We start from the raw sequence: 19583 nt of genomic DNA on the forward strand, positions 1-19583 counted from the left end.
AGCCTCGAGTTTTTAACTCCCGAACTGCGCGAATTGTCGACACGTCCTGGAAAAGATCCGCGCCCGAAATCCCGGGGTCAAGGCTCATCAAACACCCACGTGCACAGGCGCGACGAGAAGGACAGCCAGAGTAGAAGTAGTACAGCCACCGGACCATCCCGCCCAGCTACCTCTGTCCGGCAGAACCGATGTACGGTGAGGTCAAAGGCCGCTCGCGCGAACCGCGTGCGGTTTTTGCACGGGCGCACATCCCGCGCCTGCTGCTCACACCTGAGACCGAAGGAGTCACCGTGGACCTCTTCTCGCACCCTGAGTTCGATCACCACGAGCAGGTCATCTTCTGCCATGACCGCGACCTCGACCTGCGCGCCATCATCGCCGTGCACGACACCACTCTCGGACCGGCTGCCGGAGGCTGCCGCATGTATCCGTACGAGTCCGAAGCCGATGCGCTCACCGACGTGCTGCGCCTTTCGCGCGGCATGACGTACAAGAACTCGATCGCCGGCCTGCCGCTGGGCGGCGGCAAGTGCGTCATCATCGCCGATCCGCACCGCCCCGACAAGGCAGAGGTGCTGCGCGCCTTCTCCAAGCACGTGCAGACACTCGGCGGCCGCTACTGGACCGCCATCGACGTCGGTGTCGGCCCCGAGGATGCCGACGTGCTGGCCGAGAACTGCGATTACATCTTCGCCCGCGCCAGCCAGTTCCCCGCAGGTGTCAGCACCTCCCAGTTCACCGCCCTCGGCGCGTTCACCTCGCTGCAGGCCGGTGTCGCACATGTGTGGAAGGAACGCGCCAAGGCCGACTCCTCGGATCCCGCTGACCGGGTGGACCTCTCCGGTCTGCGCGTGGCTGTGCAGGGGCTCGGCGGGACGGGCCGCGAACTGTGCCGGATGCTGCATGAGGCCGGTGCCGAGCTCGTCGTCTCCGACGTCTATCAGCCGGCTGTCGACTCCACCGTTGAGGCATTCGGCGCCACCGCTGTTCCCGCCGATGAGATCCATGCCCAGGATGTCGACGTGTTCGCACCCTGTGCTCTCGGCGGCATCATCAACGATGAGACGATCGGCGACATCAAGGCCCGCCTCATCAGCGGCATCGCCAACAACCAGCTCGCCACCCCGGCCCACGGCCAGCAGCTGCGTGAGCGCGGCATCGCCTACGTGCCTGACTTCCTCGCCAACGCCGGCGGTGTCATGGCCGCTGCGACGATGATCTACTCCGAGCCGTCGCTGGAGGGTTCGCGTGCCAGCGTGCTCTCGCTGTTCGATCGGGTCACGCAGGTCCTCGATCAGGCCGAGGCGGAGGGCCGTCCGGCTGCCGAGGTCGCTGAGGAGATGGCCGGTCAGCGCATCGCCGACGCTCGCTGATCCACAGGCGGCAGCGCAGAGCTGTGGCCGCACAACGACGTGTGGTCACAGCTCTTCGTCTTTCACGGGCGCAGCGACTGCGGCGGATCGAAGTCCTCGTTCTTGGCGATCTCTTCGATGTTGACGTCCTTGAAGGTCAGGATCGACACGTGCTTGACGAAGCGGGCGGTGCGGTAGGTGTCCCACACCCAGGCGTCTTTGAGGGTGACTTCGAAGTAGACGTCCGAGCCCTCGTGGTGGGCCTTGAGATCGACCGAATTGGCCAGGTAGAACCGCTGGTTGGTGTCGACGACATATGAGAACAGTCCGACGACGTCGCGGTACTCGCGGTACAGCTGCAGTTCTAAGTCGGCTTCGTAGTTTTCCAGGTCCTCGGCGCTCATGGCGTCATCCTATGCCACCGACCGCGGTTGCAGAATCTTCAACCGGCGGCAGTGGCTGGACAGTGAGCCTCTGCCCGGCTAGTGTTCAGACGTCGATGCGGAAGCTGCGCCGGTGGTGCGGGCTCATCCCGTGGGCGGCGACTCCGGCACGGTGGGCCTGGGTGAGGTAGCCGACGTTGGAGTCCCAGGCGTAGCCGGGGTATTCGGTGGCCAAGGCGTGCATGAGCTCATCGCGGGCGACCTTGGCCAGCACGCTGGCGGCAGCGATCGTCACGCGGGTGCCGTCGCCCTTGATGATCGTGCGCACGTCCGGGACCTCGACCTCGGCGGCGGGTCCGAAGGTGTCGAAACAGTCGAGGGTGAGCGGGGAGGACAGCCAGTCATGGCTGCCGTCGAGCAGCACGAGGCTGGCCGGCGGCAGTGCGGCCAGGGCGCGCCGGCCGGCCAGGCACAGGGCCAGTGTGACGCCGAGGGCATCGATCTCAGCAGGAGACGCGTAGGCGACGGCGGTGTGCTGCTGCCAGGCGGTGACAGTCTGGGCGATCGTCTGCCGGGCGGTGATGTTCAGCTGCTTGGAGTCGTGGATGCCCGCGGGGATGTCGCCTGCGAGCAGGTCAACCAGCCGGTAGTGAACGGCACCGACGCCGATCGGCCCGGCCACGCAGCCGCGGCCGACCTCATCCATGCCGATGATCGTCTCGACACCGGCAGCGGCAAGCTCATGTTCGACGCTCAGGTCGCGCAGACCGGCAGCCGTGCTGCCCGTGCGGGTGGTGCGTTCGAGGGTGGCGGCGTCAGGGCTGCGGGACATCGGCGTAGACCGCCTCCGGGTTCTTCAGCCGGCCGATCCGGTCCAGCGGCCAGTTGCGCACGAACACAGTGCCCACGACCTTGTCCTCGGGGACGAAAGCGCCGCCGGGTGCGTCGCCGTTGTAGCGGGAGTCCAGAGAGTTGCTGCGGTTGTCGCCCATCATCCAGTAGTGGCCGGCCGGGACGTCTTCGGAGAACTCGATCTCCGAGGGTTCGGTGCCCTCCCCGAGGTAGGTCTCGTCCAGCGGCTGGCCGTTGACGGAGACGCGACCTTCGGCATCGCAGCATTCGACGTGGTCGCCGCCGACGGCGATCGCGCGTTTGACGAGCTGGGTGCCCGCATCGGAGGGGACGAGGCCGATGAACTCGAGGATCGGGTTGGGCTTGTAGTCGGCGACGAGCCCGGGTGAGAGCCACCCGCCGGGATCGGTGAAGACGACGATGTCCCCGCGGTCAACGGTGTTGCCCGGCAGCTGGTTGGCCAGCACCCGGTCGTTGACGAGCAGGGTCGGCTCCATCGAGCTGGAGGGGATGTAGAAGGAGCGCACCACCCACGTCTTCACAGCCGTCGAGACGACCAGGGCGATGACGAGGATGACAGCGACCTCCACGAGGAAGGAACGCCAGCTCTTCTTCTCTGTCTTTTTTCGGGCCACGCAGGCAGTCTACCTACTTGCCCCGGTCAGCCGAGGAGCCGTGGCCGATGACGACGCCGATGACCCGCCGGGTGGGGATCATCCCGCCGCCGGGGCTGCCGAGCAGCGCGCGGGAGTCTGTCGAGTTGTCCCGGTTGTCGCCCATGAGCCACAGTCGGTCGGCTGGCACTTCGACGGCGAACGGGGTGGCCGAGGCCGGGTGGTCGGCACTCGGCGGAGAGGCAAGGTAGGGCTCATCGAGCTCTTCGCCATTGCGGATGAGCCTGCCGTCATCCGAGCAGCATTCGAGGGTGTCGCCGGGTCCGGCGATGACGCGTTTGATGAAGAACACGTCGCCGGGTCCGGCTCCGAACCAGGAGCCGACCTGCTGGGCGGCGTTCGGCGGGCTGGTCGGCAGGAAGGAGCCGCGGCCGTCGATGACGACGACATCACCGGTGTCGATGCTGCCGGTCAGCGCGTCGGCGCGCAGCACCGTGACCTGGTTGCCGGGCCGGAATGTCGGCTCCATCGACTCCGAGGGGATCGAGAACGACTGGACGCCCAGTGCCCGAATGCCGGCGGCGGTGAGCACGGCGACGATCGCGAGGATTGCGATGACACGCAGCCACCGCCTCGGGCGCGGCGAAGGGCGCGACTGTGCAGTCACGCCCTTCGTCGGTGTCATGGTCTCGCTGTGGCGAGTGATCAGCGCTTCTCGCGGATGCGCGCTGCCTTGCCGCGCAGGTTGCGCAGGTAGTACAGCTTCGCGCGGCGCACGATGCCGCGGGAGACGACGTCGATGCGCTCGACGGTCGGCGAGTGGAGCGGGAAGGTGCGCTCAACGCCGACGCCGAAGCTGATCTTGCGCACGGTGAAGGTCTCCGAGATGCCGGCACCCTGACGGCGGATGACGACACCCTTGAACATCTGGATACGCGAGCGGCTGCCCTCGATGACGCGGACGGCGACGTCAACGGTGTCGCCTGCGCGGAACTCGGGGAGGTCCGTCTTCATCGACTTCTTGTCGACAATGTCAAGCTTCTGCATGATGTGTTCTCCTGTGTGCTCGCCTCGGGTCGGCACAGCTTCGATCAGCCCGGCGCACGGCCGGTGACGAGATGAGTTCGTCTGCCGGAACTGCTGTTCCTCTGCTGCGCTCACCTGCTGGCATGATCCTCATGGGCTAACGGTGGGCGCTGGCACCTGCTCCCCCGGGGCAGATCGGTGCCAACAAACGCAATGCTCTATCTTAGCCGCCGGGTCCGCCGGGCTCAACTTCGCGTGCGGCCTCGGTGAGCACCTGGCGGTCGCGGGCGTCGAGGGCCGCGTCGGGGAGGCCGGCGAGCAGGTCGGGGCGGGTCCGCTGGGTGCGGATGAGCCGCTGGTCGCGCCGCCACCGCGCGATCGCGGCGTGGTTGCCTGAGAGCAGCACGTCGGGCACCGGATGTCCGCGCCAGTCGGCGGGTTTGGTGTAGACGGGGTATTCGAGGAGGCCGTCCTCGTAGCTCTCCTCGATCAGCGACTCGGGGTTGCCCATGAATCCGGGGATGAGGCGGGCGACGGCTTCGATGATGACGAGTGCGGCGACCTCGCCGCCGTTGAGCACGTAGTCGCCGATCGAGACGAGTTCGACGTCGAAGTCGTCTCCTGCCCAGTCGATAACCCGCTGGTCGATGCCCTCATAGCGCCCACAGGCGAACACGAGATGCGACCGAACTGCCAGCCGGCGGGCGTCAGCCTGGGTGAAGGGGGCACCGGCCGGTGAGGGGACGATGAGCACCGGCTTCTCCCCCGCCTCGGCGGCATCCGTGCCCAAGGCGGTGGGCGCCTGGGTGCCATCGCTCGACCCTGCCAGGTCGGCCCGCCCTGCCAGGTCGGCCCGCTCTGTGAGGTCGGCCCGCTCTGCGAGGTCGGCCAGCCCGGCGACGTGGCTGAGTGCCTGGGCCCATGGTTCGGGCTTCATGACCATACCCGCACCCCCGCCGTAGGGGGTGTCGTCGACGGTGCGGTGCCGGTCGGTGGTCCAGGCGCGCAGGTCGTGGATGCCGACGTCGAGGAGGCCTGCGGCCATCGCCTTGCCGGTCAGGGAGAGTTCAAGCGGGGCGAGGTAGTCGGGGAAGATCGAGATGACGTCGATGCGCATCAGTCGTCGAATCCCGGGATGAGGCCGGCGGGCGGGGTGAGCACGATGCGTCCGGCGTCGATGTCGACGTCCGGGACGATCTCGGCGACGAAGGGCACGAGGATCTCCTCATCGGAGTCGCTGCGCTCGACCTGTTGGGCGGAGGGTGTGATGTGCAGCAGGTCCTGTGCCGCGCCGGGGCTGACCCCGGAGACCTTCCCGACGAGGTGTTCGCCGATGAGGGCGTCGGCGCCGATGAGGTCGTCGATGTACCAGGCGTCCTCATCGTCGTCATCGGTGTCCTCGGCATCGACGGTAATGAGGGTGTTGCGGATCTCCTCGGCCCGGTTCCGGTCAGGCACCTCCGCGAAGCTGAGCAGCAGCCGGTCGCGGTGCCAGCGGGCGCGGGTGAGCGTCAGCGGGCCGATGTCGGGTTCGGTGCCGAACACCGCCTCGGGAACGAAGCGCTCATCGGGTTCGTCGGTGCGGACTTCGACGGTCATCTCACCGCGGATGCCGTGCGGTTTGCCCAGGCGGGCGACTACTGTGCTCATGACTCCAACGGTATCGCAGGCGCTCACGTCCAGCCGTTGGGCACGAGGCCGATGATCGTCAGCAGCGAGTAGATGAACGCGCCGGTGAACACGGTGATCATGGCGATGCGGATGACCGGGTGAGCGACCCAGCCGGCCTGCCAGGCCGGTTCGACGTCACCGGTGCGCCGGGCGCGGGTGAGCATGAGGACTGGAACGACCGCCATGACCGCACCGGCGAAGGCGCCTGCGTAGCCGAGAGCGGAGACGAACCCGGCCAGCCCGATGAGACCGATGGCGAACGGGACCAGACAGGCTGCGGCGATCGAGATCGCGCGGTGCCGGTAGTTGCTCTCCTGCAGGTTGAAACGGTCGAGGATGTTCGTGTGCAGGGTCAGGCCGAGCGCCCAGAACGAGGTGAGCATCGCCAGCGCGGCGAAGATGTTGGCCAGGTAGTAGGCAACAGGTCCGAGCTGCTGGCCCCAGCCGAGGGTGACGACCGGGGTGAGTCCGTCGTGGCCCATGAGCCCGAGCGCTGAGAGCGGGATGAGGGCGAGCAGCGTGCCGGTGGCGACCATGCCGGTGACGATGGCGCGCGGGAGCATGCGCGGGTTGTGCTCGGCCAGGCCGCGGGCGAGTTCGGGCACGATGTACTGGGCGAGGAAGGCGAAGACGGTGAGGTTGACGATCGGGATGATGAAGTAGGGCTTGAAGTACGTCAGGTTGGCGATGTCGATGCCGGGGCCGAACAGCGTCCAGGCGACGAGGCTCAGGCAGATGATGAGCATCGTGGTGGTGATGAGCTGCTCGGACCGGCCAGTGGCGTGCAGGCCGAACCAGATGACGGTGATGCCGGGGATGAGGAAGATGAGGCTGCCAAGCGTCGGTGAGATGCCGAGCAGGTTCGACAGGATCTCCCCGGAGCCGGTCGAGTAGGCGATCATCGCTCCGTAGCCGTTGACGAGCACGCCTGCGAAGACGAGCCAGGACCCGGCCTGGCCGATGTAGCGGCGGGCGAGGCCGGCCAGCTGCATGGGCTTGCGGGTGCGCAAGGCGACCTCGGCGACGTAGAGCATCGAGCAGGTGGTGAGGAATCCAGAGAGGACAAGGGCGATGACGAGGGCGGTGAATCCGCCTTCGCGCACGCCGTAGGGCAGGCTGAGGATGCCGGCGCCGATGTTCGTGCCGAAGATCATCGCCACGCCCTGCCAGAACGTGATCGAGACCCGCTTGAGGCTGCCCTCCGCACCCGAGGTGGTGGTCGCGGCGGTGGTGGTCGCGGGTTCGGCAGTGGATACGGCAGCAGTGCCGGCGGTGTCGCGCTGTCTCATCGTCGGGGTTGTCCTTTGTGAATGAGAACGAGCACGCACCGCACCTGGTTCAGGTGTCAGTCGTGCTCGTTCACGGCTGTCTCATCGGCCGCGTGTGCGCGGCGCTGACCAGCACTGTAGCACCGCCGTCAGCCAGGCCTGCCTGCGGGTCCCAGCCACCGCCTCGGGAGCGGATGCGAAAGCCCCGGCACCTCCCACTTGGGGTGGTGCCGGGGCTTCTCAGCTGTCTGCGGCTGCGCTTAGGCCTCGATGAGGTCGACGCGCACCTGTTCGCGGCCGGCGAGGGCGCTCATGACGGTGCGCAGCGCCTTGGCGGTGCGACCCGAGCGGCCGATGACGCGGCCGAGATCGTCGGGGTGGACGCGGACTTCGAGCGTGGTGCCGCGCTGTGATCCGCGCGAACGCACCGAGACATCATCGGGGTTGTCGACGATGCCGCGCACGAGGTGGTCGAGAGCCTGGGAGAGCATGATCAGCTCTCTTCGCTTCCAGCCTCGGCCGATTCCTCAGCCGGGGCCCCAGCGGTCTCGTCAGCCTTGTCCTCGGCAGGTGCCTCGGCGGCCTCGTCGGACTTCTCCTCAGCCTGCTCGGCCTCGTCGTCCTTCTTGGTCTCCTTGACGACCGAGTCGGCGGCGGGGGCGGTGAAGCCCTCCTTCTCCTGCTGCGGCTTGACCGAGCTCTCGGTGCTGCCTTCGCCGGTGAACTTCGCCCAGTCGCCGGTGAGCTTCAGCAGTGCCTTGACCTGGTCGGTCGGCTGGGCGCCGACGGACAGCCAGTACTGTGCGCGCTCGGAGTCGATCTCGACGACCGAGGGCTCACGGGTCGGGTGGTAGATGCCGATCTCCTCGATCGCACGGCCGTCACGGCGGGTGCGGGAGTCGGCAACGACAACACGGTAGAAGGGTGCACGGATCTTGCCCATGCGGGTGAGTCGAATCTTGACTGCCACTGTAGTGGTGTCTCCTTTTGCATGTTAGGTGCTGCAAGCGTCACCGCATCCGTGGGGATGGACTCAGCTGACGCGCGCGTGGACCGGACTGCGCTGCGGTTGAGAGGGTCCGAGCACAGTCGAGTACAAGCGAATATTCTGCCAGAAATGCGCACGCCGCGCCAACCGGAGTCAACCGGCAGGCCGGCGGGTGTGTCAGTCCTTGCCGAAGATCCCGCCGAAACCCTTGGGCAGCTTCGAGAGATCGATGTCCTCGTCCTTGTCCAGGCCGAGGTTGCCGAAGGCCGAGCCGGTCGGGGTCGGCTCCTTGCCCTCGCGCTTGAGCTGTGCGAGCTTCTCCTGCTCAGCGCGCTTGGCCGGGTTGCCGGACTTGCCGGCGGCCTTGCCCTTCTTGCCCTTCTTCTTGCGGCTGGGACCGCGACCGCCGGGTGCTCCGGGCAGACCGCCCATACCGGGCATGCCTCCCATGCCGGGGGCGCCACCGGGCTGACCGCCCATGCCGGGCATGCCGCCGCCCTTGCCCATCTGGCGCATCATCTTCTGGGCTGCCGCGAAGCGCTCCATGAGCTGGTTGACCTGGGTGACGGTGGTGCCCGAGCCCTTGGCGATGCGGGCGCGGCGGGAGCCGTTGAGGATCTTGGGGTTGGTGCGCTCCTGCGGGGTCATCGACTTCACGATCGCCTCGACCCGGTCGACCTCGCGCTCATCGAAGGCCTCGAGCTGCTCCTTGTACTGGCTCATGCCCGGCATCATGCCGATCATCTTCTTCAGCGAGCCCATCTTCTTCACCGCAGCCATCTGCGTAAGGAAGTCGTTGAGGTCGAAGTCCTCGCCGGCCTGGACCTTCTTCGCCAGCTTCTGCGTCTGCTCCTGGTCGAAGGTCTTCTCGGCCTGCTCGATGAGGGTGAGGATGTCACCCATGTCGAGGATGCGGTCGGCCATCCGGTCGGGGTGGAACTGTTCGAAGTCCTTCATGCCCTCGCCGGTGGAGGCGAACATGATGGGCTTGCCGGTCACCTGGGCGACGGAGAGCGCGGCACCACCGCGGGAGTCGCCGTCGAGCTTGGAGAGCACGACACCGGTGAAGTCGACGCCTTCGAGGAACGCCTCGGCGGTCTGCACGGCGTCCTGGCCGATCATCGCGTCGATGACGAAGAGGACCTCGTCGGGGTTGACGGCCGCACGGATGTCGGCGGCCTGCTGCATGAGGACTTCGTCGATGCCCAGTCGGCCGGCGGTGTCGACGATGACGACGTCGTGCAGCTTCGACTTGGCCACTCCGATGGCATCGGTGGCAACCTTGACGGGGTCGCCGACGCCGTTGCCGGGTTCGGGCGCGTAGGTGTAGGCGCCGGCGCGCTCACCGACGATCTGCAGCTGGTTGACGGCGTTGGGCCGCTGCAGGTCAGCAGCGACGAGCATCGGCCGGTGGCCTTCGGACTTGAGCCAGTGGGCGAGCTTTCCAGCCAGGGTGGTCTTACCGGCACCCTGAAGGCCAGCGAGCATGATGACCGTCGGCGGGCGCTTGGCGAACTGCAGGCGGCGAGTCTGTCCGCCGAGGATGGAGACGAGTTCGTCGTTGACGATCTTGACGACCTGCTGGCCGGGGTTCAGTGCTGCTGAGACCTCGGATGACAGCGCGCGTTCGCGCACATTGCCGGTGAAGGTGCGCACGACCGGCAGCGCGACGTCGGCGTCAAGCAGCGCGCGCCGGATTTCCCGGATCGTGGCATCGACATCTGCTTCGGACAGGCGGCCCTTGCCGCGCAGGTTCTTGAAGGTCGATGTCAGACGATCGGAGAGTGAATTGAACACGAAGGTCTTCAGCTTTCGTCAGAGTCAATACTTGTCAACATCTCAGGATAACGCACGGCAACCGGTCACCGCATGGCCAGCGTTCCGGTCGTCACACCGTGAAGGCGCCGGCTCCCGGAGCTGTTATTCGGCCAGCAGGGCGTCGACGAATCCTGCCGCGTCGAAGGGCGCGAGGTCGTCAGCGCCCTCACCGAGGCCGATGAGCTTGACCGGCACGCCGAGAGCGCGCTGGACGGCGACGACGATGCCGCCCTTAGCGGTGCCGTCGAGCTTGGTGAGCACGATGCCGGTGATGTGGACGGCTTCGGAGAACACCTTGGCCTGCTGCATGCCGTTCTGCCCGGTGGTCGCGTCGAGGACGAGGAGCACCTCGTCGATGTCGTGGCCCTCTTCGCTCAACGGGCGGGAAGCCACACGCTTGACCTTGCCGAGCTCGTCCATGAGGTCGCGCTTGTTCTGCAGGCGCCCGGCGGTGTCGATGAGCACGACGTCAGTGCCGTCGACCTTGCCCTGTTCGACTGCGGCGTAGGCGACCGAGGCGGGATCGGCACCCTCTTCTCCCCTGATCGTCTCAACACCGACGCGCTCACCCCAGGTGGTCAGCTGCTCGGCAGCCGCAGCACGAAAGGTATCGGCTGCGCCGAGACGCACGCTGCGGCCCTCGGCGACGAGCACACGGGCGATCTTGCCGACCGTCGTCGTCTTGCCGGCACCGTTGACGCCGACGACTAGCACGACGGCCGGGTCGCCGCCAGGCGTGCCGGAGTTCTCGCGTTCGACATTGAGGCGACGGTCCATGGTCGGGTCGACGACGTTGATGAGCTCTTCGCGCAGCAGTTCCCGGACGGTCTCCGGTTCGCGGGTGCCAAGCACGCGGACGCGTTCGCGCAGCCGGTCGACGAGTTCGGTGGTGGTGTCGACGCCGAGGTCAGCCATGATGAGGGTGTCCTCGATCTCCTCCCACGTCGCCTCATCAAGCGTGTCGCGTGAGAGCAGGGCGAGCAGGCCGCGGCCGAGCGTGGAGTTCGACTTCGACAGCCGGTTGCGCAGCTTGGCCAGCCGTGTCGTGGGTTCGGTCGGTGTCTCAACCGCGACCGGCGCCTCGGGCTCTTCACCGGGTTCGAGGCCCGGCTCCTCGGTCAGGTCCGGCAGCTCGCTTTCCGGCGGGGCGGGCTTGCGGCGCTTCGGAACGAAGAGGAAGACTCCGCCGATGATGAGCACGGCGGCGCCGATGAGCACGATCCACAGCAGTGAGTCTCCGGTCAGGAGGTCCACGTTCAACTCCAAACAGTAGGCGGGCCGGCCATGTGCGACGGCGTTGGCCGGCGGTCAGTCACGGGGAAGGTCATGATCTCAGGTGCCCGGGTGGGGCGCTTCACTGTGCACAGTGCCATGTGCGTGTGCGGCTGGCAAGCTGCCAGCTGGGCCTATCCGAACAGCAGGGTGATGGCGGTGCGGAAGCCCGATCCGGTCTCGGGCACCTTCCAGTGCCGGGTGCGCGGCCGGAAGGTCAGCAGCGGCGGGGTGCAGTGGCGGCGCGGCTGGGGGCGCAGCACATAGGAGTGCTCGCGCATTGCGGTGACGGCGGCCTGTTCGCGGGTGGCCAGGTGCGAGGTCTCCTCGTCGTGGCCGAAGAACCCGTAGGCGTCATCGTCGTATCCGGTCCACTCGCTCGGCAGCCGGAAGCGCTGGGTGCGGTCGCTCTTGATCCGGCCTTCGGACTGCAGGCCCGGCAGGGCGACGACGAGCACGATGACGAGGCCGATGAGCACCGTGGCTCCCATGCCGATGAGGACTGCCATGCCGCCGCCTATGCCCATGGCGTCTCCGAAATGGGCTGACCTGCGGGCATGGGCGGGGAGCTCCTTCTTCTACCGGTGTCCGTGTACTCGTGAACGCCCAGCACCTCGGCGATGAGCATTCGTCCTTTTCAGTGTATATCCCCGCCTGCTCATCGCTTGACGGGCCGGGTTATTCGGTGCGGTGAATTCGCTGAGAGATTACCTTTGAGACTCCGTCGCCGTGCATGGTGACGCCGTAGAGGGCGTCGGCGATCTCCATCGTGCGCTTCTGGTGGGTGATGACGATGAGCTGGGAGGACTCCTGCAGCTCCTGGAACACCGTGAGCAGGCGTGAGAGGTTGAGGTCGTCGAGGGCGGCTTCAACTTCGTCCATGACGTAGAACGGGCTCGGGCGGGCCTTGAAGATCGCCACGAGCATGGCGATCGCCACCAGGGAGCGCTCACCACCGGAGAGCAGCGAGAGCCGCTTGACCTTCTTGCCCGCTGGCCGGGCGTAGACGTCGACGCCGGTGGCGAGCATGTCATCGGGTTCGGTGAGTTCGAGCCGGCCCTCACCGCCCGGGAAGAGCCGGGAGAAGATGTCGGCGAACTCTCGCTGGGTGTCAGCGAACGCCTCGGCGAAGACGGTGCGGACGTGCTCATCGACGTCGTCGACGAGCCCCAGCAGGTCGCGCCGGCTCGCCTCGATGTCGTTGATCTGCTTTTCGAGGTAGTCGTGACGCTCGTTGAGCGCGGCGTACTCCTCCAATGCCAGCGGGTTGACCGCGCCGATCTTCTTCAGCTCCTTCTCGGCAGCGGCATGGGCTTTCTCGACATCGGCGCGGACGTAGGGCACCTCCCCGGCCGAGGTCTCGTCGTCTTCATCCTCGGTGCTGCCCTGCCCGTCGAGGCTCGGCACCGGCATGTGCGGGCCGAACTGGTCGACGAGGTTCTCCGGGGACAGGCCGATGTCCTCACGCGCCCGGCGGGTGAGCTCATCAAGGGTGAGCACGAACCGCTCGCGTGCCAGCTGGGCTTGGTGTTCGGCATCGGTGACGGCGGTGAGCTCATCGGCCTGGCTCGCGCGGGACTCGCGCAGCCGCCGCAGCTCCTCGTCGAGCTGTTCGTGCCGGGTCTTCGATTCGGCCAGTTCGGCCTCGGCGCGGGCTTCGATATCCTTGAGCCGGGTCGCCAGCGCTTCGGCGAGCCGTTCGATGACGCGGGCGGATTCTGCCTGGGCGCGCCGCCGTGCTGCGGCCCGGGCGGCTTGGGCGCGGGCGTCCTCTTCCTGCTTGGCGGCCCGTTCGAGGCCGCGGACCCGGTCGGTGAGGAATCCGACGCGGTCGCTGAGTCCGCGTTCGGCGATGCGGGCTTCCATCACCTCATCGCCAAGCCCTGCGACGCGTGCGGCGAGGGCGTCGCGTTCGCTCGTGTCCGGTTCCTCTTCGACGTGGTCGGTGTTGGCTTTGAGCGCGGTTTCGGCGCGTTCGAGTTCGGCTTCGGCTGTCGCGATGTCGTCGGCCAGCCTGCTGCGGGTCTCCTCGGTGCCGGCCAGCGTCTTCTCCAGGCGCTGGACTTCCTCTGCCGCCCGCGAGACTTCCTGCCCGACGGCCACGATCTGCGCATCGGAGGCATACAGCTTCTCCAGTGCCTCATCGACTGCGGTCTGTGCCGCACTGATGCCGGGTTCGGCATCAGCCAGGCGCTTCTCGACGGCAGCCAGCGCCTGTTCGAGCGCCTCGACCTTCTCGGCGGTTTCGGCCAGCGCCTGCCGCGAGGCGATGCGCGCGCCCTCCCCGGAGCTCGCCCGCGCCACCCGGAAGGGTGAGAACACCTCACCGGCCGGGGTGACGAAGGTCTTCCCGCCGGCCTCGCGGGCTCGCGCGGCGGCGGTGTCAGCGGAGTCGACGACGATGACATCGCCGAGGCTGGCCTGCAGCAGGGCCGCCAGTCCGGAATGTCTGGTCGAGACGAGGTCGAGTGCCGGCACCCCACGGCTCAGGTCGGGGGCATGCGCGCCCGAGGCGGAGGTCGCCGAGGCACCCGCCGTGCCCGTGGCAGCGTTCGGCGTTCCGGCGACGACGAGGTCGACGTCGGTGTCCTCACCGACGTGGGTGAGCACGGCGAGCGCGGCATCGATGTCGTCGACGACGACAGCTCCTGCGAGTTCGCCGAGGACTGCGGTGATCGCGGTTTCGCAGCCGGGGGTGATGTGGAGCTGGTCGCCGACGGCACTCTGGATGCCGGGCAGTCCGCTGTCGAGCAGCTCAGCGGTCTCGGCGGCCAGCCGGGTGCTCATCTGCAGCGCCTCGACCCGGGCCTTGGCCTGACCGAGGTCGGTGCGGATCTCGTCGCGTTCGGCTTCGTACTGCGACTTCGCTTCCTGGAGTGCGTTGAGCTTCTCAAGTGCCGCTTCGTGGGCTTCGTCGAGCGCGGTCTCCCCGGATTCGGTGTCCTGGGCCTGCTGCTGGGCTGCCGCAAGTGCCTTCTTCGCCTCGTCCAGCCTGCTGCTCAGGGACGATTCCTGTTCGTCGAGACCTGCAAGCTGACGCTGGGCATCAGCGACGGTTTTGCGCGCGACATCGCGGGCGGATTCGACACTGGAGCGCTCCCGCAGCCGCTGGGCGATGCGCTGCCGCTGGACGGTGAGCTGCTGCTCGGCTTCCTTCAGCTTCCCCGCCGCTTCATCACGCCGGGTTGTGAGCTCGGCGAGTTCGGCGGCTTTCTGCTCGTGATCGGCTGCCACGGTTTCGAGTTCCTCTTCGAACTTCGCAGCCCTGGCACGGATCGCATCGGGGCTGTCGCCGCCGCTGCGTTCGACCGGGGCCTGTTCGAGGAACCCGATCCGGTCGCCTGCCCGCTGGGCCAGCGCGGTGGCGCGGGTGGCGCGGTTGCCGGCGGTGCGCAGCCGGGTGCGGATCGCCTCGGTGCCGGAGTCGTGGTCGCGCAGCTGTGTCTCGACTGCGCGGATCCGCTCGTCGATGCCGGTGAGCGCGGCCTGCAGCTGTTCGCGGCGCTGCTGGGAGTCCTCGGGCCCGGTGATGGTCTCCAGCCGGGCCTGGACTTGGACGATGTCGTCGGCGAGCAGCCGGGCGGCGGTGTCGCGTAGGGTCGCCTGCACGACGGCGGCGCGTTTGGCTGCCTTGGCCTGCCGGCCGAGCGGGCCGAGCTGCCGGGCGAGTTCGGCGCGCAGGTCGGCGACCCGGTCGAGGTTGGTCTGCAGTCCGGTGAGCTTGCGCAGCGCCTTGTCCTTGCGGCGGCGATGCTTGAGCACGCCGGCGGCCTCTTCGATGAAGCCGCGGCGCTCGAGTGGGTCGGCGTGCAGGATCTGGTCGAGCCGGCCCTGCCCGAGGATGACGTGCATCTCCTTGCCCAGACCGGAGTCGTTGAGCAGCTCCTGGATGTCGAGCAGCCGGGCCGGTGCGCCGTTGACGGCGTACTCGCTGCCGCCGGTGCGGAACAGCGTCCGGGAGATCGTCACCTCGGTGTACTCGATCGGAATCGCACCGTCGGTGTTGTCGATCGTCAGTGACACCTCGGCGCGTCCGAGGGCCTGCCGAGAGGAGGTGCCGGCGAAGATGACGTCGTCCATCTTCCCGCCGCGCAGATTCTTCGCCCCCTGCTCCCCCATCACCCAGGCCAGCGCGTCGACGACGTTGGACTTGCCCGAGCCGTTGGGCCCGACGACACAGGTGATACCGGGTTCGAAGGCGAGCGTGGTGGCTGAGGCGAAGGACTTGAAACCGCGCAGCGTCAGCGACTTCAGGTACATCGCCTCAGCTCCTCTCGACGGTCCGTTGTGCCCCTAAGTCCACCCTGCCGGTGGGGACAGGCGGGGATTCTCCCCGAGAGTCTACCGTTCAGCCTGCTAGTGGGGATCTGACCAGTCTGAATAAGGGCGGACCGCACCAGTCTGATTGAGGGCTGGCGCTCGGGGATCTCTTCCGCGGTGGAGGGATGCAGACGCTGTTGTCTGCGGGAGTCAGGCGCTGATCTCCTTCGACGGCACCGCTGCGGCCAGAGCACCGCCGACGGTGTGTCCCCACATTGCGGGAAGCGCTGTGGGAAAGATCCGAAGCGCATCCGCCTCGCCCACGCGAGCACTTGTCGCCACGATCGCACCGCGCCCTGACGGCACACCTTCAACGTAGATCGACGGCGGTTCCTCACCACGTTCGATCTGGACGATAGCGAGCCGGAGACGGTCGGAGAGGTACGAGACGTCAGCTGGGGCGAAGTGGTCTGCGATTCGCGACGCATAGGCTTCCACTGTGACCCCGGAATGGGTGTCCATCCCGAGCTGCTCGGCTGTCTGCAGGACGAGGGCGTGGATCCACTCCGTGACAGCGCCGTTGGACAGCGCTGTCACACGCAGCGTGTCGGGCTGGCCGGACGCATCGTGGACTTCGAAGAGCGCGAAGAGAGCGTCACCCATCAGATCGTGGCGCGTCGTCGAAGACAGCCTCAGGTGGACATCGGACATGCCGTTGATCGCAGCGGAATGCACCCCGGCTGCAACTGACGTCCGATTGTTCGCGGCGTAGCCCAGGCCGAAGGACTGGCCGAACATGCTGAATTGATGCGCGAGGGTCCCCCGAGCTTCACCAGCGGTCTTCTCGTCGAAGTGGCGCTCGACCTCCAGCACACGATGAGTATCGAGCCGCATCACTGCGTCAGACGAATACGCTTCTGTCGCTGCTCGTGCCAGAAGCTGCTCGGCATGAGCGGCCAATGAGTTCGCAGTTGCCCAGTCATCGCGATTGATGCGCCTGGCCCGCATTTCACTGGTGACTCCCACCAGCAAGAGGATGAGACCGACGACCCACACAACCCAGGTCGGCGAGAGGACGAACAGTGCCGCGGCACCTCTATCGGAACCTGCGAATGCAACCGCGAGCGCAATGATGAAGATGAGGATCGCGACGAGCAGGGAGCCGACGACAAGTGACTTACGGTGCAGGTGGCGGCGCGCACGGCAGCATATCAGGGGTGGAGTGCATATCTTTGATCATATGCGGTCGCGAGCCGTATTCGGTGAATCCCCGGGGCAGGCCTTGCCCTTCAGTGGGATCAATGCGCCTTGCCGGCACCGATCACGCCAGCAGTCCAGCCGCTCGAGGACTTGAAACCGCGCAGCGTCAGCGACTTCAGGTTCATCGCCTCAACTCCTCTCTGTGGTCGGGGCCTGTGTCATGCCTGCGGTGACATTGTGTAAAAATCTGCCCTCTGAGCAGACGCGCCGGTCCTGACCAGCCGCAACAGCTTCGGAGGATCGCGGATCCGCGTGGGTTGCTCGAACGCTGCGAGCGCGAGGACTGACGCTCTATAGAGCCTCTGTTACGTGGTACCATTAACCAGTACCACTCATTCGAGGGAAGGAAGCGGCCCATGTCCATCAGCGCTAGCGAAGCCCGCAAGACCCTCTTCCCCCTCATCCAGCGCGTCAATGATGACCGGGAGGCCGTGGAGATCGTCTCCCGGAAGGGCAACGCCGTCCTCATGCCAGCCGACGAGTACTCTGCATGGCAGGAGACCGCCTACCTGTTCCGCTCGCCCGCAAACGCCCGTCGGCTGCTCGATTCCTACGAGCGCGCCACCTTGGGCAGGACCGAGGTGCACGAACTTGACCGCACCGACGATGCGGACAGGGGCGCCTGAGTGCGCCTGGTCTGGGACAGGTCCGCCTGGGAGGACTACACGTACTGGCAGACTGCTGACCGGAAGGTCCTCAAGCGAATCAATACGCTCATCGATGCCTGCCTGCGCGAGCCCTTCGCCGGGATCGGCAAGCCGGAGCAGCTCAAGTACGGCGCTCAGGGGGCCTGGTCGCGTCGGATCACTGAGGAGCACAGGCTTGTGTATCTTGTCGACGGTGACGACGTGGTGATCTTGCAGGCTCGCTACCACTACTGAGTTTGATCACTGGAGAGTTCGACTTCGGCATGGGCGGCTCGCTCGTGCCAGAGCCCGGCCTCACGTGCAGGCTCAGCGCTGTGGTTTCTGGCACTGCAGGCAGATGTGTGTGCCGCGGCCGCCGACGACGAGGCGGGTGATGAGGGTGCCGCAGCGCAGGCACGGCTGCCCGGTGCGGCCGTAGACGCCGAGCGACCGGTCGAAGTAGCCGGATTCGCCATTGACATTGACATACAGGGCGTCGAAGCTCGTCCCGCCCTGCTCGAGCGCTTCGAGCATCACCTCGCGCGCGGACTCCAGCACGCCCCGCACTCGGGAGATCCGCAGCCGGGCGGCGTGAGCGAGCGGATGGACTCCAGCACGATGGAGCGCCTCGTCGGCGTAGATGTTGCCGATGCCGCTGAGCACGCGCTGGTCGAGCAGCACCGATTTGATCGCTGAGCGCTTCGTCTTGACCACCCGCGCGATCGCATCGAGATCAGTGCTCTCCTCCAGCGGATCTGGGGCGATGTGCGCCATCTGTGCGGGCACCGGCAGGCGGCTCCTCCATCGGCCTGGCACGGTGAGCTCATCGATGCCGAGGTGGCCGAAGATCCGCTGGTCGACGAACCGGAGCGCGAACTCTCGGCCATCAGGTGAGAAGCAGGTGAAGTCTGCACGCGTGTGCCGGTGGACCGGGTCGCCGGGCTCGTGGATGCGGAACTGTCCGCTCATACCCAGATGGACCGACAGTGCACGCTCCGGCATCTCTCCGGTTCCGGCCAGCGGCACCCACAGGAACTTTCCGCGGCGGGCGGGCACGCCGAAACCGGCACCGGTGATGCCGGTGGCGAACGCCTCGGCGGCAGCTGGGGCGATGGTGCGCTGGGAGGTGGTGCCGAGGATCCGCGGATCGTGCAGGCGCACTGCGTCGACGCGGGCGCCGGGCAGCCAATCGGCCAGGCCTCGGCGGACGGATTCGACTTCGGGAAGCTCAGGCACGGAGCTCGCTCAGGCGGCCGCTGTTCTGCGGCCGCTGCAGTGCAGGGGCATCTCGACGATGAGCCCGACAGGCGACGTGAAGAGCAGGAAGGATCCCCGAACCAGCCGCTTGGGCGCACTGTCACCGAGCATGAAAGCGACGACGAATCCGACGCTCGCGATGACGAGGCCGAGTCTGCTCGGGATGAGGAGCATCGTCGACCACACAAAGTCGTGTGCGGTTGGCATGAGGAGATCGCCAGTGAGCGGAAGAAGGGAACTCATACGCGGATTGTACTCCGGCTTCACCAGCGCCGATCGATCCAGGATGCGGGGCTCAGTGTCGGCTGTAGTCCGGGTGGGCGGCGCGGATCGCGGTGACGGCGGCTTCGGCGGCGACGGCTTCTGCGGCCTTCTTCGAGGTGCCCTCGCCGGTGCCCCATACCGTCCCGCCGAGCAGGGCGACGGCGGTGAAGACGCGTGCGTGGTCCGGTCCGCGGCCGGTGACCTCGTAGACGACGGCGCCGAGGTCGAGGTCGGCGGCGGCTTCCTGCAGGGTCGTCTTGTAGTCCATGCCGGCGCCGAGGCGGACGGCGTCGACGAGCATGTCGTCGATGAGCCGGTGGACGAGTGCGAAGGCCTCTGCGCGGCCGCGGCTGATGAAGCAGGCACCGATGAGGGATTCGACGGTGTCGGCGAGGATCGAGTCCTTCGTCCGCCCGCCTGTCATCTCCTCGCCCTTGCCCAGCAGCACGAACCCGCCGATCTTCAGACGCCGGGCGATCTGCGCCAGCGCACGGGTGTTGACGACGGCGGCGCGCATCTTCGCCAGCCGGCCCTCGGGCAGCTCGGGGTTGTCGAGGAACAGCGACTCAGTGGCGACGAGCTGCAGGACGGCGTCACCGAGGAACTCCAGGCGCTCATTGGTGGGGATGCCGCCGTTCTCGAACGCGTAGCTGCGGTGAGTGAGGGCAAGAC

General features: G+C 67.1%; 21 protein-coding genes. 3 read left to right on the plus strand and 18 right to left on the minus strand.

Translation table 11 applies throughout. The features are described from left to right. Window positions 1-290: 290 nt before the first annotated feature. Complete coding sequence (locus M3C25_RS07635) at window positions 291-1373, plus strand: Glu/Leu/Phe/Val dehydrogenase dimerization domain-containing protein (protein WP_259844756.1); 1083 nt, start codon at window positions 291-293, stop codon at window positions 1371-1373. 62 nt (window positions 1374-1435) lie between these two features. Here M3C25_RS07635 and M3C25_RS07640 read toward each other — a convergent pair whose 3' ends face one another. The 15 genes from M3C25_RS07640 to M3C25_RS07710 all read right to left on the minus strand — a co-directional run bounded on the left by M3C25_RS07640 (window position 1436) and on the right by M3C25_RS07710 (window position 16560). Beyond that, window positions 1436-1756, minus strand: a complete 321-nt coding sequence (locus tag M3C25_RS07640; protein WP_102162575.1) for a DUF2469 domain-containing protein — start codon at window positions 1754-1756, stop codon at window positions 1436-1438. An 85-nt stretch (window positions 1757-1841) separates the two neighbouring features. Then, a complete protein-coding gene (gene rnhB / locus M3C25_RS07645) occupies window positions 1842-2567 on the minus strand; it encodes a ribonuclease HII (protein ID WP_259855630.1) in 726 nt (241 codons plus the stop codon). Further along, the gene (gene lepB / locus M3C25_RS07650; RefSeq protein ID WP_259855632.1) at window positions 2551-3222 is read right to left on the minus strand and encodes a signal peptidase I; all 672 of its coding nucleotides are present in this window, start codon (window positions 3220-3222) and stop codon (window positions 2551-2553) included. The genes rnhB and lepB (M3C25_RS07650) overlap by 17 nt, the downstream gene beginning before the upstream one ends. A 13-nt stretch (window positions 3223-3235) precedes the next feature. Continuing rightward, complete coding sequence (lepB, locus tag M3C25_RS07655) at window positions 3236-3886, minus strand: signal peptidase I (RefSeq protein WP_259855634.1); 651 nt, start codon at window positions 3884-3886, stop codon at window positions 3236-3238. Window positions 3887-3906: 20 nt separating this feature from the next. Continuing rightward, window positions 3907-4248 (minus strand): 50S ribosomal protein L19, encoded by a 342-nt coding sequence (gene rplS, locus M3C25_RS07660; protein WP_175292871.1) that lies wholly within the window; start codon window positions 4246-4248, stop codon window positions 3907-3909. A gap of 202 nt (window positions 4249-4450) precedes the next feature. Beyond that, complete coding sequence (gene trmD, locus M3C25_RS07665; protein ID WP_259855636.1) at window positions 4451-5344, minus strand: tRNA (guanosine(37)-N1)-methyltransferase TrmD; 894 nt, start codon at window positions 5342-5344, stop codon at window positions 4451-4453. Next, entirely contained in the window at window positions 5344-5877 is a 534-nt protein-coding gene (gene rimM / locus M3C25_RS07670; protein ID WP_259855638.1) for a ribosome maturation factor RimM, read from the minus strand. The genes trmD and rimM overlap by 1 nt, the downstream gene beginning before the upstream one ends. A gap of 23 nt (window positions 5878-5900) precedes the next feature. Continuing rightward, on the minus strand, window positions 5901-7187 hold the full coding sequence (locus tag M3C25_RS07675; protein ID WP_259855640.1) for an aromatic amino acid transport family protein: 1287 nt from the start codon (window positions 7185-7187) through the stop codon (window positions 5901-5903). 239 nt (window positions 7188-7426) lie between these two features. After that, window positions 7427-7657 (minus strand): RNA-binding protein, encoded by a 231-nt coding sequence (locus M3C25_RS07680; RefSeq protein WP_102162568.1) that lies wholly within the window; start codon window positions 7655-7657, stop codon window positions 7427-7429. A gap of 2 nt (window positions 7658-7659) precedes the next feature. Beyond that, entirely contained in the window at window positions 7660-8136 is a 477-nt protein-coding gene (gene rpsP, locus M3C25_RS07685; RefSeq protein ID WP_102162567.1) for a 30S ribosomal protein S16, read from the minus strand. A 195-nt stretch (window positions 8137-8331) separates the two neighbouring features. Further along, the gene (gene ffh, locus M3C25_RS07690; protein WP_102162566.1) at window positions 8332-9951 is read right to left on the minus strand and encodes a signal recognition particle protein; all 1620 of its coding nucleotides are present in this window, start codon (window positions 9949-9951) and stop codon (window positions 8332-8334) included. Between the two features lie 123 nt (window positions 9952-10074). Further along, window positions 10075-11217, minus strand: coding sequence for a signal recognition particle-docking protein FtsY (gene ftsY / locus M3C25_RS07695; RefSeq protein ID WP_276544639.1), 1143 nt, complete (start codon window positions 11215-11217; stop codon window positions 10075-10077). 161 nt (window positions 11218-11378) lie between these two features. Beyond that, window positions 11379-11753 carry a hypothetical protein gene (locus M3C25_RS07700; protein ID WP_225210457.1) on the minus strand — a complete coding sequence of 125 codons (375 nt, stop codon included), beginning with the start codon at window positions 11751-11753 and terminating at the stop codon, window positions 11379-11381. A 169-nt stretch (window positions 11754-11922) separates the two neighbouring features. After that, on the minus strand, window positions 11923-15504 hold the full coding sequence (gene smc / locus M3C25_RS07705) for a chromosome segregation protein SMC (RefSeq protein WP_259796164.1): 3582 nt from the start codon (window positions 15502-15504) through the stop codon (window positions 11923-11925). A 210-nt stretch (window positions 15505-15714) separates the two neighbouring features. Further along, a complete protein-coding gene (locus tag M3C25_RS07710; protein ID WP_259796145.1) occupies window positions 15715-16560 on the minus strand; it encodes a hypothetical protein in 846 nt (281 codons plus the stop codon). Window positions 16561-17120: 560 nt separating this feature from the next. On the opposite strand from M3C25_RS07710, the gene M3C25_RS07715 reads away from it, so the two are divergent. Both M3C25_RS07715 and M3C25_RS07720 read left to right on the plus strand, forming a co-directional pair. After that, the gene (locus M3C25_RS07715; protein ID WP_102162562.1) at window positions 17121-17390 is read left to right on the plus strand and encodes a type II toxin-antitoxin system Phd/YefM family antitoxin; all 270 of its coding nucleotides are present in this window, start codon (window positions 17121-17123) and stop codon (window positions 17388-17390) included. Continuing rightward, on the plus strand, window positions 17391-17645 hold the full coding sequence (locus M3C25_RS07720) for a Txe/YoeB family addiction module toxin (RefSeq protein WP_170273404.1): 255 nt from the start codon (window positions 17391-17393) through the stop codon (window positions 17643-17645). It begins immediately after the preceding gene. A 72-nt stretch (window positions 17646-17717) separates the two neighbouring features. Here M3C25_RS07720 and mutM read toward each other — a convergent pair whose 3' ends face one another. From mutM to rnc, 3 genes are all read right to left on the minus strand, one after another. Then, on the minus strand, window positions 17718-18626 hold the full coding sequence (gene mutM / locus M3C25_RS07725) for a bifunctional DNA-formamidopyrimidine glycosylase/DNA-(apurinic or apyrimidinic site) lyase (protein WP_102162560.1): 909 nt from the start codon (window positions 18624-18626) through the stop codon (window positions 17718-17720). 9 nt (window positions 18627-18635) lie between these two features. Then, window positions 18636-18890, minus strand: coding sequence for a hypothetical protein (locus M3C25_RS07730; protein ID WP_102162559.1), 255 nt, complete (start codon window positions 18888-18890; stop codon window positions 18636-18638). Between the two features lie 52 nt (window positions 18891-18942). Then, the coding region (gene rnc, locus M3C25_RS07735) for a ribonuclease III (RefSeq protein ID WP_259855642.1) at window positions 18943-19583 on the minus strand (641 nt) is incomplete at its 5' end.

Source organism: Brevibacterium luteolum, assembly GCF_025147615.1.
GTDB classification, from domain to species: Bacteria; Actinomycetota; Actinomycetes; order Actinomycetales; family Brevibacteriaceae; genus Brevibacterium; species Brevibacterium luteolum.